Source organism: Pseudomonas sp. St29 (assembly GCF_001547915.1).
Classification (GTDB): Bacteria; Pseudomonadota; Gammaproteobacteria; order Pseudomonadales; family Pseudomonadaceae; genus Aquipseudomonas.
Window position 1 is genome coordinate 1,976,610 of sequence record NZ_AP014628.1, and the last position, 17,377, is coordinate 1,993,986.

The window sequence follows — 17,377 nt, forward strand, 5'->3', positions numbered from 1 at the left end:
AGGACTATAACGCCTTGTCGAGTGACAGAATATAGGCGTCAAAGCCTGGACCACAGAAAACCCCGCAGCGGGTCTGAAACTGCCCCGAAGTCATTGATTTAAATAAAATTATATCTAGGGGTTGACGGCCTCCCAAAGCATCCATAGAATGCGCGCCACTTTCAACGGAAAGCAAAGCGCGAAACGTTGAAAGCAGTGAATGTTGTAGCGTGTCCCCTTCGTCTAGTGGCCTAGGACACCGCCCTTTCACGGCGGTAACAGGGGTTCGAGTCCCCTAGGGGACGCCAATGCGGGAATAGCTCAGTTGGTAGAGCACGACCTTGCCAAGGTCGGGGTCGCGAGTTCGAGTCTCGTTTCCCGCTCCAATTTTAAACGGCACTGCTTTCGGGCAGGGTCGAGTGAAACCAGAACCGAAGTCTTAGGGCTAGGGTCTGGACACCGAAACACACACCATGTGTTCCGGGTAGCGTGTCCCCTTCGTCTAGTGGCCTAGGACACCGCCCTTTCACGGCGGTAACAGGGGTTCGAGTCCCCTAGGGGACGCCATTTGCGGGAATAGCTCAGTTGGTAGAGCACGACCTTGCCAAGGTCGGGGTCGCGAGTTCGAGTCTCGTTTCCCGCTCCAAATTCACAAAAACGCCGCTCATCGAGCGGCGTTTTTGTTTGTCCGCGATTCAGCCCTTCGTCCTGCCCTGGACAAAAAAAGGCCCGCCAGTCAGACGACTGTGCGGGCCTTTGTCATGGGGCGCTTACAGCGACAGCAACAGGCGTCCGGCGAACAGCAGCAGGATCAGTCCCATGCAGCGCTCGAACCAGTGCCCCAGGCGCATGAACAGCAGGCGCACCCGGGCGCTGGAAAAGAACAGCGCGACGATCACGAACCACAAAGCGTTGACCAGGCACATCCAGGCCCCATACGCCGCCTGAATGCCCAGCGGCGTGGTGGCGCTGACCAGTGTGGTGAAGATCGCCAGGAAAAACAGGGTCGCCTTGGGGTTGGTGGCGTTGGTCAGGAATCCGGTGGTGAAGGCCCGCAGCAGGGTCTGCTGTGGTTCATCCTGCGCGGTTTCGCCCGGGATCGCGGTCTTGGCCTTGCTGCGCAACAGGCTGACACCCAGGTACAGAATGTAGGCGGCGCCCAGCAGTTTGGCGGCGCTCAGCAGCCAGGGCGTCGCGTGCATCAAGGCGCCGACTCCCAGCAGGGTGTAGAGCACGTGCACTGAAATACCGGCGCCGATTCCCAGGGCGGTGCAGACCCCGGTCATCCGGCCGAAGCGCACGCTCTGGCGGATGGTGACGGCAAAGTCCGGCCCCGGGGCGACCACGGCGAGGAAGTGAACCAGGGCCAGGGCGAGAAACTCGCCAAGATAATTGGACAGCATGCTGACTCCGCAAAGCAGTTTGGAGGGGGGAGGGCGCGGGCGTTTTCAGTCGAGGCTGTAGCTGACCGAGAGAATGCCTTTCTTCTGCGAGACCGAGTCGATGCTCACCCGTCCCAGTTGTTGCAGGTGCTGGACATGGGTGCCACCGCAACCATAGGCGGGCAGCGGGCCAAACCCGACCTGGCGGGTTCCGGCCGCCAGGGAAATATGTCGGGGCAAATCCTCGCCAATCCATTGTTCGAGGGCGTTCTGCACCCTGGCGCAGTCGATTTCCCCAGGTTGTTCGCCCGGTTTGAATGAGACCCGGCCCTCTCCCGGCCAGTGATGGGCCTTGATCGGCGTCCAGCCCTGGCTTTGCACAAAGTGGCCGATCAGGTGCCCGGCCGAATGCATGCGGCTGTTGAACAGGCGCTGCGGCTCATCCACGCGAGCCGCATGGCTTCCCGGTGTCAGAGGCTGGTTCAGGTAATGCACGATCTGCTCATCTTCCTGGGCGACCCGCAGCACCTGCGCCGCGCCGATCCAGCCGGTGTCGCTGGGCTGGCCGCCGCCCTGGGGGTGAAAGGGCGTGGCATGCAAGGTTGCGGCAAACAGCCCGTCCCGGGGGAGGCAGCTCAGCAGTTCGACCTGGGCGGTCAGCAGGTCATGTTCGTAGTACAGGCGAAGCGTCATTTCTCAAACCCTGAATCCAAATGATTTTTTATTATGGGGCCTGGGTAATTGCGTGATAATCCGTTCAAAACTCAATGGACTATTGCGTCATGAGCATAAATCTACCGCTGCCATTACTGGCGGAAATGGCCATCTTCGTCAGGGTGGTGGAAACCGGCAGCTTCTCCGAAGCCGCGCGCCAGTTGGGGTCCTCGCCGTCTGCCGTCAGTCGCAGCATTTCGCGCCTGGAGAAGGCCCTGGCCACGCGCCTGCTGCAACGCACCACCCGCAAGTTGCGCTTGAGCGACGGCGGCGAAGAGGTGTTCAAGCGTTGCAGCGAAATGGTCAGCGCGGCCCGTTCGGTCATGGAGATCAGTGGTCAGTTCACCCATGAGGCCGAAGGCGTGGTGCGGGTCAGCGTGCCCAAGGCGGTGGGACGATTCGTGGTGCATCCCCATATGCCGGAGTTTCTGCGGCGCTACCCGAAGGTGGATGTCGAACTGCTGCATGAAGACAGGGATATCGACCTGATCGAAGACAATGTCGACCTGGCGATCCGCATCACCGATCGCCCGCCGCCGGGCTTGATCGGGCGCCAGTTGTTGCGCATCGATCATCTGCTGTGTGCCACACCGCAGTATCTGGCGGAACATGGCACGCCGTTGCACCCACAGGATCTGCGTCAGCACAGTTGCATCTATCTCGGGGAAACCCCCAGCGACGCCCGCTGGAAATTCACCCAGGGCGGCAAGGCGGTGACTGTCGGTGTGCGCGGGCGTTACGCCGCCAACCACACCGGTGTGCGCCTGGATGCGGTGCTGCAGCATCTGGGCATCGGCAGCCTGCCGTATTTCACCGCGCGTCATGCCCTGGAGCAGGGACTGATCGTCCAGGTGCTGCCGGAGTGGACCTTTCTTGCCTCCTACCACGGCGGGGCCTGGCTCCTGCATTCGCCGACCCGCTACTTGCCGCCCAAGCTGCGGGTGTTCATCGATTATCTGGTGGAGTGCCTGGCCAGGGAGCCGACCCTGAACCGCCCCGGCAAAGGAGAACGCATCTTGTAGGCGCTGGCTTGCCAGCGAAGGTGTCTCTGAGGGCGATGCAAGACCCAAGGGCCTCTTCGCCGGCAAGCCGGCTCCTACGAGGACGACGCGCTAAGGCGGGCACAAAAAAGGCCCGCCGGACGAACCGGGCGGGCCTTGCTGGCGCCAGGGGCTGCAATCAGTGCTTGCTGTCCTGGGCGGAGAGCGCCAGCAGCTGTTTTTCCTGGTTCCAGTCGAAGGGCTCGTCGTTCTGCTCGGCTTCGAAGCGGCGTTCTTCCAGGGCCTGGTACAGGTCGATTTCTTCATCGGGCATGTAGTGCAGGCAGTCGCCGGCGAAGAACCACAGCAGGTCGCGAGGCACCAGGTGAGCGATCTGTGGATAGCGCTGCATGATCTGGCACAGCAGGTCCTGGCCCAGGTACTGGCTTTCGATCGGGTCGATCGGCAGCGAGGCGCGCAGTTCGTCGAAGCGCTCCAGGAACAGCGCATGGCTTTCCTCGGGAACCTGTTCGGCTTCTCCCACCGCCACCAGGATGCTGCGCAGGTGGTCCAGGAGGACGAGATGATCGGCGACGACGTTGGACATGACAGGGTCCTCAAGAGCAAAACGGGCGCGGGAGTATATAGCTCCAGCGCCCGGTTTCATAATCGACCTGCCCCGAGGGGCCGGCTTAGCGGATCTTGCCCTCGCTCAAGGTCAGTTCCTCCTTGGCGAAATCGTCCACGTCGATAACTTTGCGTCGCGCCGCTTCGGCCTCCCGCAGGCTCTGGGCTTCGGCCGCTTGCAGCACGCCGGCCTCCAGGGCCGCATCGATGGCCGATTCGCCGACCGCCGGTTTGACCTGGCCGCTTTTCAGCGCTTCGTGGAGTTTTTTCTGCAGTGGATGGCTCGCGCTCAGCAGGTTGCAGGCGTGCTGCAGGGCGCCTACCGGATCGTCCGTGGATTGCGGGCGATAGCAGCCGGCGAGTACCGCTTCCAGGGCCGGGTCGCCCTGGGCGCGGCCAATGATTTGCGCCACTTCGGCATCCTGGCGGTCCGACGGCCCGGTATGGCGACGGCCGAAGGGAAACACCAAGACCCGTAGCAGGCAGCCGAAGAGGCGGCTGGGGAAGTTGCTGAGCAACTCGTCCAGGGCGCGCTCGGAGTGGCCGAGGCTTTCTTCCAAGGCCCAGGTCAGCAGAGGCCGCAGGTACTCCGGTGAATCCAGATCGTGATAGCGCTTGAGTGCCGCCGAGGCCAGGTACAGGTGGCTGAGCACATCGCCCAGGCGCGCCGAGAGCCGCTCGCGCCGCTTGAGCTCGCCTCCCAGGAGCATCATGGAAAAGTCGGCCAGCAGGGCAAAGGCCGCGGCCTGGCGGTTCAGGGCGCGGAAGTAGCGCTGGCTGAGCGGGTCGCCGGGGGCCTGTTCGAAGTGGCCCAGGCCCAGGTTCAGCACCAGGGTGCTGGCGGCATTGCTCACGGCAAAACCAATGTGCTGGAGCAGCAGGGCATCGAACTCCTTCAGCGCCTGGTCATGGTCCTCGCGTCCGGCCAGGGCCATTTCCTTGAGCACGAACGGGTGGCAGCGGATCGCCCCCTGGCCAAAGATCATCAGGTTGCGCGAGAGGATGTTGGCGCCTTCCACGGTGATGAAGATTGGTGCGCCCTGCCAGCTGCGGCCCAGGTAGTTGTTGGGCCCCATGATGATGCCCTTGCCGCCGTGCACGTCCATGGCGTGGCTGATGCACTCGCGTCCGCGCTCGGTGAGGTGGTACTTGAGGATGGCCGAGAGCACCGAGGGCTTTTCCCCCAGGTCCACGGCATTGGCGGTGAGCATGCGCGCGCTGTCCATCAGCCAGGCGTTGCCGCCGAGGCGGGCCAGGGCTTCCTGGATGCCCTCGAAGGCTGCCAGTGGCACGTTGAACTGTTCGCGCACCTGGGCGTACTGGCCGGTCACCAGGCTGGTGAACTTGGCGGCGCCGGTGCCCACCGCCGGCAGGGAGATCGAGCGTCCCACCGACAGGCAGTTCATCAGCATCATCCAGCCTTTGCCGAGCATCTCCCGGCCGCCGATCAGGTAGTCCAGGGGAATGAACACGTCCTTGCCGGAGTTCGGGCCGTTCATGAAGGCGGCGCCCAGGGGCAGGTGGCGGCGGCCGATCTCCACCCCCGGGGTGTCGGTGGGGATCAACGCCAGACTGATGCCCAGGTCTTCCTGCTCGCCCAGCAGATGGTCCGGGTCGTGGGCCTTGAAGGCCAGGCCCAGCAGGGTGGCCACCGGGCCCAGGGTGATGTAGCGCTTTTCCCAGTTCAGGCGCAGGCCGAGGGTTTCCTCGCCTTGCCATTGACCCTTGCAGATGATGCCGGTGTCGGGCATCGCGCCGGCGTCGGAGCCTGCCAGCGGGCCGGTGAGGGCGAAGCAGGGAATGTCGTCGCCGCGGGCCAGGCGCGGCAGGTAGTGATTGCGTTGTTCATCGGTGCCGTAATGCAGCAGCAGTTCGGCCGGGCCCAGGGAGTTGGGGACCATGACGGTCGAGGCCAGGTCGCCGCTGCGGGTGGCCAGTTTCATCGCCACCTGGGAGTGGGCGTAGGCGGAAAAGCCTTTGCCGCCGTACTCCTTGGGAATGATCAGGGCAAAGAAGCCGTGCTCCTTGATATGGGCCCAGGCCGCGGCAGGCAGGTCCATGTGCTGGCCGATCTGCCAGTCGCTGACCATGGCGCAGAGTTCTTCGGTGGGGCCGTCGATGAACGCCTGTTCTTCAGCGGTCAGTTGGGCCTTGGGATAGGCCAGCAAGGTGTTCCAGTCGGGGCGGCCGCTGAACAGCTCGCCGTCCCACCACACGGTGCCGGCATCGATGGCGTCGCGCTCGGTTTGCGACATGGGCGGCAGAACTTTCTGGAACCAGGCGAACAACGGGGCGCTGAAGTACTTGCGGCGCAGGTCGGGCAGCAACAGCGGCGCGGCAACGGCCGCCAGCACTATCCAGAACACCAGCAGCAGCCAGCCGGGAGCCCGGCTGAAGGCACCCATGGCCAGCAGGTAGACGGCGACGGCGCCCAGGGCGGGCAGGGGAGCGGTGCGACGGTGCGCCAGGTAGGCGACCCCGACCAGCAAAACCAGTATCCACAACAACAGCATATTCAATCCTCCATGAAGCCAGGGGCCAAATCACCCTCAGAGCTTAGTCGGCCTCCGACAAAGCGGGTGATCGCGGCGGTGCGGGTGCAACGGTTGACTTTGCCGGCCAGCGGGGGCTTTGACGAACGGCTGGTGGTACTCGGGCCGACCCTGATCTTTGGCCGAAACGTCGTTATCGCCAGGGCGGACGTCTCGATAGACTCCAGGCTTCGCTTGGAGGTTTTGCCCATGAACCAGTACTTGCGTCCCAGCCGCTTCATCGATAGTGACCACCCTGCGGTGGTGGAGTTCGCCGAATTTCATCGCGGTGCCGGCGGCGATCCGCGGCAGCAGGCGGTGAACCTTTATTACGCGGTGCGTGAGGCCGTGCGTTACAACTTCTATTCCTTCAGCCCTGATCCGCAAACCCTGCGGGGCAGTCATGCCCTGGCCGCCGGCGAAAGCTACTGTGTGCCCAAGGCCACTCTGCTGGCCGCTTGTGCCCGGCATTGCGGGATCCCCGCGCGCATCGGCCTGGCGGACGTGCGCAATCACTTGTCGACCCCGCGTCTGCTGGAGCTGTTGCGCAGTGATGTGTTCGCCATGCACGGCTACACCGAGCTGTACCTGCAGGGGCGTTGGGTCAAGGCCACGCCGGCGTTCAACCAGAGTCTGTGCGAGCTGTTCGATGTGGCGCCGCTGGAGTTTGACGGGGTGCAGGACAGTGTCTTTCACCCCTTCAACCGTCAGGGCGACCAGTCGATGGAGTACCTGGTGGACCATGGGCACTTCGCCGATGTGCCGCAGGCGCTGTTCTTCAGCCACCTGCAGGCATGCTATCCCCATCTGTTCGGCGAGCAGGGAGGCGTTCTGCAGGGGGACATCCGCAGTGATTTGAGTCGCGGCTGATCCGGCGTAGACTGCCCCGGCATTCATAACTGAGGGATGGTCATGCTGAAGATCTGGGGTCGCAAGAACTCGTCGAATGTCAGGAAGGCGTTGTGGTGTGCCCAAGAGCTGGGGCTGGCTTATGAGTCCCTGGATGCCGGTGGCGCCTTTGGCGTGGTGGACACTCCGGCCTACCGGGCGCTGAACCCCAACGGGCGCATCCCGTTGATTGAAGACGACGGCTTCGTGCTCTGGGAGTCCAACACCATCGTGCGTTACCTGGCTGCTCGGCATGCCGCCAACAGCCACTGGTATCCGGCCGATGTGCAGGCCCGGGCCAGTGCCGAGAAGTGGATGGACTGGACCACCTCGACCTTCGCCGAACCTTTCCGCCATCTGTTCTGGGGCATATTGCGCACTCCGGCGGCGCAGCAGGACTGGCAACAGATCAATGCCGCCAAGGCAACCTGCGTCGAGCTGCTGGCCCGGGTCGAGCAGACGCTGGCCGGGCAGCCCTATCTGTCGGGAGAAGAGATCGGGGTCGGCGATATCCCGCTGGGCAGCTTCATCTATGCCTGGTTTGAAATGCCCATCGAGCGGCCGTCGATGCCCCATCTGCAAGCCTGGTATGAGCGTTTGAAGCAGCGTCCGGCCTATCGTCAGGCAGTCATGACCGCTTTGACTTAATACCCACTATCAACAAGCGTGACTGTACTTGCGTGGCTTGGACCCGCACCATGGCGTGCGTCCGGCGTCGTTGCAATCCGACCGGACCGCCCTTACTTATTCAATTCCCCTTCTTGGTGCATGAATCCGATATGAGTTCCGCTCTGTCCATCCGGCAGCTAACCAAAACCTACGGCAACGGTTTCCAGGCCCTGAGTGGTATCGATCTGGACGTCGCCGAAGGTGATTTCTTCGCCCTGCTCGGCCCTAACGGGGCCGGTAAATCCACCACCATCGGCATTCTCTCGACCCTGGTGAACAAGACCAGCGGCAGCGTCAATGTCTTCGGCCACGACCTTGATCGTGAGCCGGCGGCGCTCAAGCGCTGCATCGGTGTGGTGCCGCAGGAATTCAATTTCAACCAGTTCGAGAAGACCTTCGACATCGTCGTGACCCAGGCCGGCTACTACGGCATTCCGGCGAGAATCGCCAAGGAGCGGGCCGAGCAGTACCTGACCCAGCTCGGCCTGTGGGACAAGCGCGATGTGCCTTCACGCTCCCTGTCCGGTGGCATGAAGCGACGCCTGATGATCGCTCGGGCCCTGGTCCACGAGCCGCGCCTGCTGATCCTCGACGAACCCACTGCCGGGGTCGACATCGAGCTGCGTCGCTCGATGTGGACCTTCCTCACCGAGCTCAACCAGAAAGGCATCACCATCATCCTCACCACCCATTACCTGGAAGAGGCTGAACAGCTGTGCCGCAACATCGGCATCATCGACCACGGCACCATCGTCGAGAACACCAGCATGCGTCAGCTGCTGAGTCAGCTGCATGTGGAAACCTTCCTGCTCGACCTCAAGCACGACCTCAGCGTGGCGCCGCAGTTGGCCGGCTATCCGACCCGGCTGGTCGACAGCCACACCCTGGAAGTCCAGGTGGACAAGGCCGTCGGCATCACTGCGCTGTTCGGTCAGCTGGCCCTGCAGAACATCGAGGTCTTGAGCCTGCGTAACAAAACCAACCGACTTGAGGAGCTGTTCGTGTCCCTGGTGGAGAAGAATCTGTCGAAGGTGGCGGTATGAGTTCGGAGTTGAAACCCAACCTGGTGGCACTCAACACCATCGTCTATCGCGAGATCCGCCGCTTCACCCGGATCTGGCCGCAGACCCTGCTGCCGCCGGCCATCACCATGGTCCTGTACTTCGTCATCTTCGGTAACCTGATCGGGCGGCAGATCGGCGATATGGGTGGCTTCACCTACATGGAGTACATCGTGCCGGGGCTGATCATGATGTCGGTGATCACCAACTCCTACGGCAACGTGGTGTCGAGTTTCTTCGGCAGCAAGTTCCAGCGCTCGATCGAGGAACTGATGGTATCGCCGGTGTCGCCGCACACCATCCTGATCGGCTACACCCTCGGCGGGGTCCTGCGGGGCCTGATGGTGGGGATCATCGTGACCCTGCTGTCGCTGTTTTTCACCACGTTGCAGGTGCATCACCTGGGCGTCACCGTGCTGGTGGTGGTGCTGACGGCGACCATCTTCTCGTTGCTGGGGTTCATCAACGCGGTGTTCGCGCGCAACTTCGATGACATCTCGATCATTCCGACGTTCGTGCTGACCCCCCTGACCTACCTGGGCGGGGTGTTCTATTCGATCAACCTGCTGCCGCCGTTCTGGCAGACCGTGTCCCTGGCCAACCCGGTGCTGCACATGGTCAACGCCTTCCGCTTCGGCATCCTCGGGGTGTCGGACATCCGGATCAGCGTGGCCATCACGTTCATGCTGGTGGCCACTGTGGTGCTGTACATCGGTTGCGCCCGGTTGCTGGTCAGCGGGCGCGGCATGCGTCAGTGAACGGCTTGCGCGTCTGATGCAAACGGCCTCCTTCGGGAGGCCGTTTGCGTTGTTCATAGGCGCTGCTGCTTGCGCCTGCGCCACTGGCGAGCGACCCACCAGCGCCAATAGAGCATGGTCAGGCAATAGGCCACGGCTCCCAGCACCAGGCCGGCCACCACCGACCCCAGGAGAAAGGGTTGCCACAGGGTGCTGAGCTGACCGCTGATCCACTCCCAGGTCAACTCGTCGGGCAGGGTGCGGGCCGGCACGTTCATCAGCCAGGCCCCCAGTTGATAGGTGCAGAAGAACACCGGCGGCATGGTGATGGGATTGGTCAGCCACACCAGGCTGACACTGATGGGCATGTTGGCCCGCAGCCAGACGGCCAGCACCGCCGCCAGCAGCATCTGCATCGGAATGGGGATGAAGGCGGCGAACAAGCCCACCGCCATGGCGCGGGCCACGGAGTGTCGATTGAGGTGCCAGAGGTTGGCGTCATGCAACAGCGTGCCAAGAAAGCGTAAGGACTTGTGTTCCCGGATGCTGGCCGGATCTGGCATGTAACGTTTGAATAAGCGCCGGGGCATAAGGCTTCTCGGTTGGATCAGGCCGCGATTATGAACGGATTCTAGCCAGGGCAAATTCAGACATTGTGACAAATGATAAAGCCGCGCCGCCGATCCTCGGCTAAGCCCAGAGTAGGGACTGCCAAGGAGGGGCTGGCTGATGGGGACGGGGTTGCTGGCACTGGCCGCGGGGCTGCTGGCGCTGGGTTTTCTACCGGTGTTGCCGCCGGTCTGGCTGTTGCTGGCGTTGGCGGTCGTGGGGCTGATGCTGCTGCCGTTTCGTACACATCCAGTGGCATTTTTTCTCTTCGGTTTCGCCTGGGCTTGCGTTTCCGGGCATTGGGCCCTGAATGATCGCCTGGCTCCTGGCCTGGAAGGACAGACCCGCTGGCTGGAGGGGCAGGTCAGTGGTTTGCCGGAGCAGGGCCAGGGCGTGGTGCGCTTTGAGCTGCAGGGTGCCCAGGCGCGACGCGAGCGCCTGCCGCGGCGGATACGCCTGGCCTGGCACGACGCCCCGCCGCTGCACAGTGGCGAGCGCTGGCGCCTGGCGGTCACGTTGCGGCGTCCTGCCGGGCTGCTCAATGTCCAGGGGTTCGATCACCAGGCCTGGCTGCTGGCGCGGCGCATCGGGGCCACCGGCACGGTCAAGGCCGGGCAGTTGCTCAGGCCCGCCCGCCTGGCCTGGCGCGAGGGGCTGCGCCAGCACCTGCTGGGTGTCGAGGCACAAGGGCGTGGCGCCGGGCTGGCGGCACTGGTGATGGGCGACGGCTCGGGGCTGACGCGCCAGGACTGGCAGGTGCTGCAGGACACCGGCACGGTTCACCTGATGGTGATTTCCGGTCAGCACATCAGCCTGCTGGCCGGGGTGATCTACCTCGGGGTGGCCGGGCTCGCCCGCTGGGGCATCTGGCCCGAGCGCCGGCCATGGCTGCCCTGGGCCTGTGCCCTGGCCTTTCTCGGGGCTCTGGGCTACGGCCTGCTGGCCGGGTTCGATGTGCCGGTGCAACGGGCTTGCGTGATGGTCGCCCTGGTCCTGCTCTGGCGGCTGCGCTTTCGCCATCTGGGCGTCTGGCGACCCTGGTTGCTGGCGTTGAATGCGGTGTTGCTGTTCGAGCCTCTGGCCAGTCTGCAGCCGGGATTCTGGCTGTCCTTTGCCGCGGTGGCGATCCTGCTTCTTACCTTCGCCGGGCGCCTGGGGCGCTGGCGCTGGTGGCAGGCCTGGAGCCGTGCGCAGTGGCTGATCGCCATTGGCTTGCTGCCGCCGCTGCTGGCCCTGGGGTTGCCCATCAGTTTCAGCGGTCCCCTGGCCAATCTGCTGGCGGTGCCGTGGATCAGTCTGCTGGTGCTGCCGCCGGCCCTGCTGGGTTGTCTGTTGCTGCCGGTGCCACATGTGGGCGAGGGGTTGCTGTGGCTGGCCGGGGGGCTGCTGGATGGGCTGTTCCGCCTGTTGGGGATGATCGCCGGTGCCTGGCCGGCCTGGGTGGCGCCGTTGCTGCCCTGGTGGCTTTGGGGGCTCAGTGCCCTGGGGGCCTTGCTGTTGCTCCTGCCCAGCGGTGTACCGCTGCGGGTGCTGGGGTGGCCGCTGTTGCTATTGGCCATCTGGCCGCCCGAGCAAGTGCTGCCCGAGGGTGAGGTGGAGGTCTGGCAACTGGACGTGGGGCAGGGGCTGTCGATGCTCCTGCGCACCCGCGATCACGCCATGCTCTACGATGCCGGCGCCCGGGTGGGGGATTTCGATCTCGGCGAGCGGGTGGTGCTGCCCAGCTTGCGCAAGCTGGGGATCAGGCAGCTGGACCTGATGCTGCTCAGTCATGCCGACAATGATCATGCCGGTGGCGCCCTGGCGGTCTGGCGCGGAATCGATGTGGCCCGGGTGCGCAGCGGCGAGCCCGGGGCATTGCCCGACGCCCTGCAAGCACAGCCTTGCGAGTCGGGCCTGGGCTGGCAATGGAATGGGGTGCGCTTTCGGCTGTGGCAATGGCCGGCGGCGGCCGATGGCAACCAGGCTTCCTGCGTGTTGCAGGTCGAGGCTCGGGGCGAGCGGCTGTTGCTCACCGGCGACATCGACGTGCATGCCGAACGGGCATTGCTCGCCAGTCCGCTGGCGGTTCACACCCACTGGTTGCAGGCCCCCCATCATGGCAGTCGCACTTCTTCGTCCATGGCCCTGCTGCAACGCCTGCGACCGACCGCGGTGCTGATTTCCCGCGGGCGGGGCAATGCCTTCGGTCATCCCCACGCCGAGGTACTGGCGCGCTATCGACGGCTGGGGGTGGCTGTGCATGACAGCGCCGATCAAGGAGCGCTGAAACTGCGCCTGGGGACTTTCGGGCCCGTGCAAAGCCTGCGCGCGCAGCGGCGTTTCTGGCGCGATTGAGCACTAATGCCTTAAATAACCGTGAGTTATTAAAGCCTGTGAGCATGCGACATCACGGTCTTCGGTGCGTCCGGCCCCTATGTTAGAGTGGCGCACTTTTTCGAGGGGACTGTCACTGTGTGGGAATTGGTCAAATCCGGCGGCTGGATGATGTTGCCGATCATTCTGAGTTCCATCGCGGCTGTGGGCATCATTGCCGAGCGTTTGTGGACCCTGCGGGCCAGCCGGGTCACCCCGCCCCATCTGTTGGGTCAGGTCTGGCGCTGGATCAAGGACAAGCAACTGAACAAGGAAAAGCTCAAGGAGCTGCGCGCCGATTCGCCCCTGGGGGAGATCCTGGCCGCGGGCCTGGCCAACTCCAAGCATGGTCGCGAGATCATGAAGGAATGCATTGAAGAGGCGGCGGCCCGCGTGATCCACGAGCTGGAGCGCTACCTCAATGCCCTCGGCACCATCGCCGCCATGGCCCCGCTGCTGGGCCTTTTGGGCACGGTGCTGGGCATGATCGACATCTTCAGTTCGTTCATGGGCTCGGGCATGACCACCAACGCCCACGTGCTGGCCGGCGGTATTTCCAAGGCCTTGATCACCACTGCCGCGGGCCTGATGGTGGGGATTCCTTCGGTGTTCTTCCACCGCTTCCTGCAACGTCGGGTCGATGAGCTGGTGGTGGGCATGGAACAGGAGGCGATCAAGCTGGTGGAAGTGATCCAGGGTGACCGCGATGTCGACCTGGCCGAGGGCAAAGCGTGAAATTCCGTCGCAAACCCCGGGAAACCGTGGACATCAACCTCGCGTCATTGATTGACGTGGTGTTCATCCTGCTGCTGTTTTTCGTCGTCACCACCACCTTTACCCGGGAGACCCAGTTGCGGGTCGACCTGCCGGAAGCGGTCAGCGGCTCACCCGCCGAAGACCAGGAGGTCAAGCAGCTGGATATCGCCATCAGCGCCGACGGGGTGTTCTCGGTCAACAATCAGGTCCTGCCGAAAAGTGACCTGGCTACCCTGATGGAGGCCTTGCAGAAGGAGTCGGCAGGGGACACCCATCTGCCGCTGTCCATCAGCGCCGACGGCAAGACTCAACATCAAGCGGTGATCACTGCCATGGACGCGGCCGGCAAGCTCGGTTTCAGCCACCTGCGCATGACCACCGTCGAGGCGGCGCCGGCACCCTGATGGCACTCTCCGATCGTTTGCTCGCCGCCTGGTACAACGGCCATCCCGCGCTGAAGCTGCTGCAGCCTCTGGAGTACCTGTACCGCCGAGTGGTGGTGGGCAAGCGCCGGCGCTTTCTGGCGGGCGAGGGGGCGATCTATCAGCCGCCGGTGCCGTTGATCGTGGTGGGCAACATTACCGTAGGCGGCACGGGCAAGACGCCGTTGATCTTGTGGCTGGTGGCGCACTGCCAGCGCCTTGGCCTGCGGGTCGGGGTGGTCAGTCGCGGCTATGGCGCCAAGCCGCCGCAACTGCCCTGGCGGGTGACGGCCAATGACAGCGCCGCAGTGGCCGGCGATGAACCGCTGCTGATCGTCCAGCGCTGTGGCGTACCGCTGATGATCGACCCTGATCGCAGCCGCGCGGTGCAGGCCTTGCTGGCCGCCGAACCGCTGGACCTGATTCTCTCCGACGACGGCCTGCAGCATTACCGCCTGGCCCGTGACCTGGAGCTGGTGCTGATCGACGCGGCCCGCGGCCTGGGCAATCGCCGCTGTTTGCCGGCCGGGCCCCTGCGCGAGCCGGTGGAGCGCCTGCAGAGCGTCGATGCACTGCTCTACAACGGCGCCTTTGATGATCACGCCGACGGCTTTGCCTTCCATCTCAAGCCTTCGGCGCTGGTCAATCTGCAGAGCGGCGAGCGCCGCCCGGTGGAGCACTTCGCGCCAGGGCAGGCGGTGCACGCGGTGGCCGGTATCGGCAACCCCCAGCGTTTCTTCAATACCCTTGAAACGCTACACTGGCGGCCTGTCCCCCATGCATTTGCCGATCACGCTCAATACAGTGCGCAGGCCCTGGCGTTCACCCCGTCATTGCCGTTGGTCATGACCGAGAAAGATGCGGTCAAGTGCCGTGACTTCGCGGCTGCCGACTGGTGGTACCTGGCGGTGGATGCGGTGCCGTCCGCGGCCTTCATCGCCTGGTTCGATACCCAGCTGATGCGCCTGCTGCCTGATCGTCTGTTGCCTTAATTGCTTTTATCCAGGGAAACCTCATGGACACCAAACTGCTCGACATCCTGGCCTGCCCGATCTGCAAGGGCCCGCTCAAACTCAGTGCCGACAAGACCGAGCTGATCAGCAAGGGCGCCGGCCTGGCCTATCCGATCCGCGACGGCATCCCGGTGATGCTGGAAAGCGAAGCCCGTACCCTGACTACCGAAGAGCGCCTGGACAAATGAGCTGCGCCTTCACCGTGGTCATCCCGGCACGCTTTGCCTCCACCCGCCTGCCGGGTAAGCCCCTGCAACTGATTGCCGGCAAGCCGATGATCCAGTGGGTCTGGGAGCAGGCCTGCAAGAGCGGCGCCGAGCGTGTGGTGGTGGCCACCGACGACCCGCGTATCGTCGAGGCGTGCCAGGGCTTTGGCGCGCAAGCGCTGCTGACCCGGGAAGACCACAACTCGGGGACCGATCGCCTGGCGGAAGTCGCCAGCCAGCTTGGCCTGGCGGCGGATGCCATCGTGGTCAACGTTCAAGGCGACGAGCCGCTGATCCCGCCTTCGGTGATCGATCAGGTGGCGGCCAACCTGGCGGCCCACACCGAGGCGCGCATGGCCACCCTGGCCGAGCCGATCGAGGATGTGCAGACGCTGTTCAATCCCAACGTGGTCAAGGTGGTCACGGACCTCAACGGTCTGGCCCTGACCTTCAGCCGTGCCACCTTGCCCTGGGCGCGGGATGCTTTCGCCAAGAGTCATGAGCACTTGCCGGAAGGCGTGCCTTACCGGCGCCACATCGGCATCTATGCCTATCGCGCCGGTTTCCTCCATGACTTCGTCAGCTGGGGCCCGTGCTGGCTGGAAAACACCGAATCCCTGGAGCAGTTGCGTGCCTTGTGGCACGGCGTGCGGATTCATGTCGCCGATGCTCTGGAGGCCCCACCCACTGGCGTCGATACCGCCGAAGACCTTGAGCGCGTTCGGCGCCTGCTGGAGGCCTGATGCGGGTTCTGTTCGTCTGCCTGGGCAATATCTGTCGCTCGCCCACTGCCGAGGGTGTGCTGCGCCACAAGTTGCGCGCCGCCGGCCTGGGCGATCAGGTGCAGGTCGCGTCGGCTGGCACCAGCGACTGGCATATCGGCAAGGCCCCGGATTCACGCAGCCAGCAGGCGGCCTTGCGCCGTGGCTACGACCTTTCGGCGCAACGGGCGCAGCAGGTTGGCAGTGCCGATTTCGCCGTGTATGACCTGATCCTGGCCATGGACCAGAGCAACCTGCGCAACCTCAAGGCCCTGCAGCCGGCCCGGGGCAAGGCCGAGCTGGACCTGTTCCTGCGCCGTTACGAGTCGGTCCTGGATGAGGTGCCCGATCCCTACTACGACGGCGAGCAGGGCTTCGAGCAGGTGCTGGACCTGATCGAAGAGGCCTGCGACCGGCTGGTGATCGAGTTGAAGGGGCGGCTATGACCCTGCACATTCAGTCCGATGTCTCGCTCAAGCCGTTCAACAGCTTCGGAGTCGAGGTCAAGGCCCTGCGCTTTGCCCAGGCCCACAGCGATGACGACGTGCGCGAAGCCCTGGCCTATTGCGCCGCGCAGCAGTTGCCCCTGCTGGTGATCGGTGGTGGCAGCAACCTGCTACTGACTGCGGATATCCGGGCCCTGGTGCTGCGCATGGCCAGCCGCGGCATCCGTCTGCTCAGCGACGATGGGCAACGGGTGGTGGTGGAAGCCGAGGCCGGGGAAACCTGGCATCCCTTCGTGCAGTGGACCCTGGAGCAGGGCTTGTCCGGGCTAGAGAACCTCAGCCTGATTCCCGGCACCGTGGGCGCGGCGCCGATGCAGAACATCGGCGCCTATGGCGTGGAGATCAAGGACGTGTTCGCCGGCCTGACCGCCCTGGACCGGCAAACCGGGGAGTTGCGCGACTTTGACCTGGACCAGTGCCAGTTCGCTTACCGCGATAGCCTGTTCAAGCATGAGGCCGGTCGCTGGTTGATCCTGCGGGTGCGTTTTGTCCTGAATCGCGTCGATCATCTGCACCTCGAGTACGGTCCGGTGCGTCAGCGCCTGAACGAGCAGGGCATCGAGCATCCGACGGCCAGCGACGTCAGTCGGGCGATCTGCAGTATCCGCAGCGAGAAGCTTCCCGACCCGGCGGTGCTGGGCAATGCCGGCAGTTTCTTCAAGAACCCGGTGGTCCCGGCGTTGCTGGCGGCGCAGATCAAGCAGGCCTATCCGGGGCTGGTGGGTTATCCCCAGGCCGATGGGCAGGTAAAGCTGGCGGCCGGCTGGCTGATCGAGCAGGCGGGCTGGAAGGGCTTTCGTGAAGCCGATGCCGGGGTCCATCGCCTGCAATCCCTGGTGCTGGTGAACTACGGCACGGCCACCGGCCTGCAACTGCTGGAGCTGGCCCGGCGGATCCAGCGCGATATCGCCGAGCGTTTCAGTGTCGAGCTGGAGATGGAGCCGAATCTGTATTGAGGCGACTCTTGAACTAAGCTCAGCGCTTGAGCCCAAGGCCTTGCACGGTGCACACCCTGCAAGGCTTTTTTATGTCCGGCGGCTTAACTTAGCTTGCTAACAATGTAAGTATTTGTCGTCCCCAAAGGCCCGGTGAAGCCCTGTCTTCACAAGAGAGCCCGATTAGCCTGAGCCGATCTGCGCGCACCGCAGCCGCGTTGCCCCGTGGCAGATGGCTCGACCCCA

General features: G+C 64.0%; 18 protein-coding genes and 4 tRNA genes. 17 read left to right on the top strand and 5 right to left on the bottom strand.

Annotated elements, in window-relative coordinates:
* Positions 1-211 precede the first annotated feature (211 nt).
* The 4 genes from PST29_RS08955 (at position 212) to PST29_RS08970 (ending at position 625) form a co-directional block, all read left to right on the top strand.
* Positions 212-287 (top strand) — tRNA-Glu (locus PST29_RS08955).
* A gap of 2 nt (positions 288-289) precedes the next feature.
* A tRNA-Gly gene (locus PST29_RS08960) sits at positions 290-365 on the top strand.
* Positions 366-470: 105 nt separating this feature from the next.
* Positions 471-546: transfer RNA gene (locus PST29_RS08965), tRNA-Glu, on the top strand.
* 3 nt (positions 547-549) lie between these two features.
* Positions 550-625 (top strand) — tRNA-Gly (locus PST29_RS08970).
* Between the two features lie 124 nt (positions 626-749).
* On the opposite strand, the gene PST29_RS08975 is transcribed toward PST29_RS08970, so the two are convergent.
* Positions 750-1,382: a LysE family translocator gene (locus PST29_RS08975; protein WP_060838216.1), complete on the bottom strand. Its 633-nt coding sequence runs from the start codon at positions 1,380-1,382 to the stop codon at positions 750-752.
* A gap of 45 nt (positions 1,383-1,427) precedes the next feature.
* Positions 1,428-2,054 (bottom strand): hypothetical protein, encoded by a 627-nt coding sequence (locus PST29_RS08980; RefSeq protein WP_060838217.1) that lies wholly within the window; start codon positions 2,052-2,054, stop codon positions 1,428-1,430.
* A gap of 89 nt (positions 2,055-2,143) precedes the next feature.
* On the opposite strand from PST29_RS08980, the gene PST29_RS08985 reads away from it, so the two are divergent.
* Positions 2,144-3,097, top strand: coding sequence for a LysR family transcriptional regulator (locus tag PST29_RS08985; protein WP_060842846.1), 954 nt, complete (start codon positions 2,144-2,146; stop codon positions 3,095-3,097).
* Between the two features lie 157 nt (positions 3,098-3,254).
* Here the strand turns inward: PST29_RS08985 and PST29_RS08990 are convergent, their stop codons facing one another.
* Both PST29_RS08990 and PST29_RS08995 read right to left on the bottom strand, forming a co-directional pair.
* Positions 3,255-3,662: a PA2817 family protein gene (locus PST29_RS08990; RefSeq protein WP_016968255.1), complete on the bottom strand. Its 408-nt coding sequence runs from the start codon at positions 3,660-3,662 to the stop codon at positions 3,255-3,257.
* Positions 3,663-3,747: 85 nt separating this feature from the next.
* Positions 3,748-6,195, bottom strand: a complete 2,448-nt coding sequence (locus tag PST29_RS08995; protein WP_060842847.1) for an acyl-CoA dehydrogenase — start codon at positions 6,193-6,195, stop codon at positions 3,748-3,750.
* A 228-nt stretch (positions 6,196-6,423) separates the two neighbouring features.
* Between PST29_RS08995 and PST29_RS09005 the strand changes: the two genes are divergently transcribed.
* The 4 genes from PST29_RS09005 to PST29_RS09020 all read left to right on the top strand — a co-directional run bounded on the left by PST29_RS09005 (position 6,424) and on the right by PST29_RS09020 (position 9,589).
* Positions 6,424-7,083 carry a transglutaminase-like domain-containing protein gene (locus tag PST29_RS09005; protein ID WP_060842849.1) on the top strand — a complete coding sequence of 220 codons (660 nt, stop codon included), beginning with the start codon at positions 6,424-6,426 and terminating at the stop codon, positions 7,081-7,083.
* Between the two features lie 42 nt (positions 7,084-7,125).
* Positions 7,126-7,749 (top strand): glutathione S-transferase family protein, encoded by a 624-nt coding sequence (locus tag PST29_RS09010; RefSeq protein ID WP_060838222.1) that lies wholly within the window; start codon positions 7,126-7,128, stop codon positions 7,747-7,749.
* A 131-nt stretch (positions 7,750-7,880) separates the two neighbouring features.
* Complete coding sequence (locus tag PST29_RS09015) at positions 7,881-8,813, top strand: ABC transporter ATP-binding protein (protein ID WP_060838223.1); 933 nt, start codon at positions 7,881-7,883, stop codon at positions 8,811-8,813.
* Positions 8,810-9,589 carry an ABC transporter permease gene (locus PST29_RS09020; protein ID WP_060838224.1) on the top strand — a complete coding sequence of 260 codons (780 nt, stop codon included), beginning with the start codon at positions 8,810-8,812 and terminating at the stop codon, positions 9,587-9,589. Before PST29_RS09015 ends, PST29_RS09020 begins: the two co-directional genes overlap by 4 nt.
* 53 nt (positions 9,590-9,642) lie before the next feature.
* On the opposite strand, the gene PST29_RS09025 is transcribed toward PST29_RS09020, so the two are convergent.
* A complete protein-coding gene (locus PST29_RS09025; RefSeq protein WP_060842850.1) occupies positions 9,643-10,158 on the bottom strand; it encodes a DUF2062 domain-containing protein in 516 nt (171 codons plus the stop codon).
* A 139-nt stretch (positions 10,159-10,297) separates the two neighbouring features.
* Between PST29_RS09025 and PST29_RS09030 the strand changes: the two genes are divergently transcribed.
* From PST29_RS09030 to murB, 8 genes are all read left to right on the top strand, one after another.
* Positions 10,298-12,514 carry a DNA internalization-related competence protein ComEC/Rec2 gene (locus tag PST29_RS09030; protein WP_060842851.1) on the top strand — a complete coding sequence of 739 codons (2,217 nt, stop codon included), beginning with the start codon at positions 10,298-10,300 and terminating at the stop codon, positions 12,512-12,514.
* A 117-nt stretch (positions 12,515-12,631) separates the two neighbouring features.
* Positions 12,632-13,267, top strand: a complete 636-nt coding sequence (locus PST29_RS09035) for a MotA/TolQ/ExbB proton channel family protein (protein ID WP_016968261.1) — start codon at positions 12,632-12,634, stop codon at positions 13,265-13,267.
* Positions 13,264-13,692: an ExbD/TolR family protein gene (locus PST29_RS09040; RefSeq protein ID WP_060842852.1), complete on the top strand. Its 429-nt coding sequence runs from the start codon at positions 13,264-13,266 to the stop codon at positions 13,690-13,692. The genes PST29_RS09035 and PST29_RS09040 overlap by 4 nt, the downstream gene beginning before the upstream one ends.
* A complete protein-coding gene (gene lpxK / locus PST29_RS09045; RefSeq protein ID WP_060838228.1) occupies positions 13,692-14,702 on the top strand; it encodes a tetraacyldisaccharide 4'-kinase in 1,011 nt (336 codons plus the stop codon). Before PST29_RS09040 ends, lpxK begins: the two co-directional genes overlap by 1 nt.
* Before the next feature lie 23 nt (positions 14,703-14,725).
* Positions 14,726-14,911 (top strand): Trm112 family protein, encoded by a 186-nt coding sequence (locus PST29_RS09050; protein WP_011060103.1) that lies wholly within the window; start codon positions 14,726-14,728, stop codon positions 14,909-14,911.
* Positions 14,908-15,672, top strand: a complete 765-nt coding sequence (gene kdsB, locus PST29_RS09055; protein ID WP_060842853.1) for a 3-deoxy-manno-octulosonate cytidylyltransferase — start codon at positions 14,908-14,910, stop codon at positions 15,670-15,672. The genes PST29_RS09050 and kdsB overlap by 4 nt, the downstream gene beginning before the upstream one ends.
* Positions 15,672-16,136, top strand: a complete 465-nt coding sequence (locus tag PST29_RS09060) for a low molecular weight protein-tyrosine-phosphatase (protein WP_060842854.1) — start codon at positions 15,672-15,674, stop codon at positions 16,134-16,136. Before kdsB ends, PST29_RS09060 begins: the two co-directional genes overlap by 1 nt.
* On the top strand, positions 16,133-17,152 hold the full coding sequence (gene murB, locus PST29_RS09065; RefSeq protein ID WP_060842855.1) for a UDP-N-acetylmuramate dehydrogenase: 1,020 nt from the start codon (positions 16,133-16,135) through the stop codon (positions 17,150-17,152). Before PST29_RS09060 ends, murB begins: the two co-directional genes overlap by 4 nt.
* Positions 17,153-17,377 lie beyond the last annotated feature (225 nt).

Excerpts from the sequence above, each read along its gene's own strand:
- PST29_RS08975 (WP_060838216.1), bottom strand. The coding sequence starts at position 1,382 with ATGCTGTCCAATTATCTTGGCGAGTTTCTCGCCCTGGCCCTGGTTCAC.
- PST29_RS08980 (WP_060838217.1), bottom strand. The coding sequence starts at position 2,054 with ATGACGCTTCGCCTGTACTACGAACATGACCTGCTGACCGCCCAGGTC.
- PST29_RS08985 (WP_060842846.1), top strand. The coding sequence starts at position 2,144 with ATGAGCATAAATCTACCGCTGCCATTACTGGCGGAAATGGCCATCTTC.
- PST29_RS08990 (WP_016968255.1), bottom strand. The coding sequence starts at position 3,662 with ATGTCCAACGTCGTCGCCGATCATCTCGTCCTCCTGGACCACCTGCGC.
- PST29_RS08995 (WP_060842847.1), bottom strand. The coding sequence starts at position 6,195 with ATGCTGTTGTTGTGGATACTGGTTTTGCTGGTCGGGGTCGCCTACCTG.
- PST29_RS09005 (WP_060842849.1), top strand. The coding sequence starts at position 6,424 with ATGAACCAGTACTTGCGTCCCAGCCGCTTCATCGATAGTGACCACCCT.
- PST29_RS09010 (WP_060838222.1), top strand. The coding sequence starts at position 7,126 with ATGCTGAAGATCTGGGGTCGCAAGAACTCGTCGAATGTCAGGAAGGCG.
- PST29_RS09015 (WP_060838223.1), top strand. The coding sequence starts at position 7,881 with ATGAGTTCCGCTCTGTCCATCCGGCAGCTAACCAAAACCTACGGCAAC.
- PST29_RS09020 (WP_060838224.1), top strand. The coding sequence starts at position 8,810 with ATGAGTTCGGAGTTGAAACCCAACCTGGTGGCACTCAACACCATCGTC.
- PST29_RS09025 (WP_060842850.1), bottom strand. The coding sequence starts at position 10,158 with ATGCCCCGGCGCTTATTCAAACGTTACATGCCAGATCCGGCCAGCATC.
- PST29_RS09030 (WP_060842851.1), top strand. The coding sequence starts at position 10,298 with ATGGGGACGGGGTTGCTGGCACTGGCCGCGGGGCTGCTGGCGCTGGGT.
- lpxK (WP_060838228.1), top strand. The coding sequence starts at position 13,692 with ATGGCACTCTCCGATCGTTTGCTCGCCGCCTGGTACAACGGCCATCCC.
- PST29_RS09050 (WP_011060103.1), top strand. The coding sequence starts at position 14,726 with ATGGACACCAAACTGCTCGACATCCTGGCCTGCCCGATCTGCAAGGGC.
- kdsB (WP_060842853.1), top strand. The coding sequence starts at position 14,908 with ATGAGCTGCGCCTTCACCGTGGTCATCCCGGCACGCTTTGCCTCCACC.
- PST29_RS09060 (WP_060842854.1), top strand. The coding sequence starts at position 15,672 with ATGCGGGTTCTGTTCGTCTGCCTGGGCAATATCTGTCGCTCGCCCACT.
- murB (WP_060842855.1), top strand. The coding sequence starts at position 16,133 with ATGACCCTGCACATTCAGTCCGATGTCTCGCTCAAGCCGTTCAACAGC.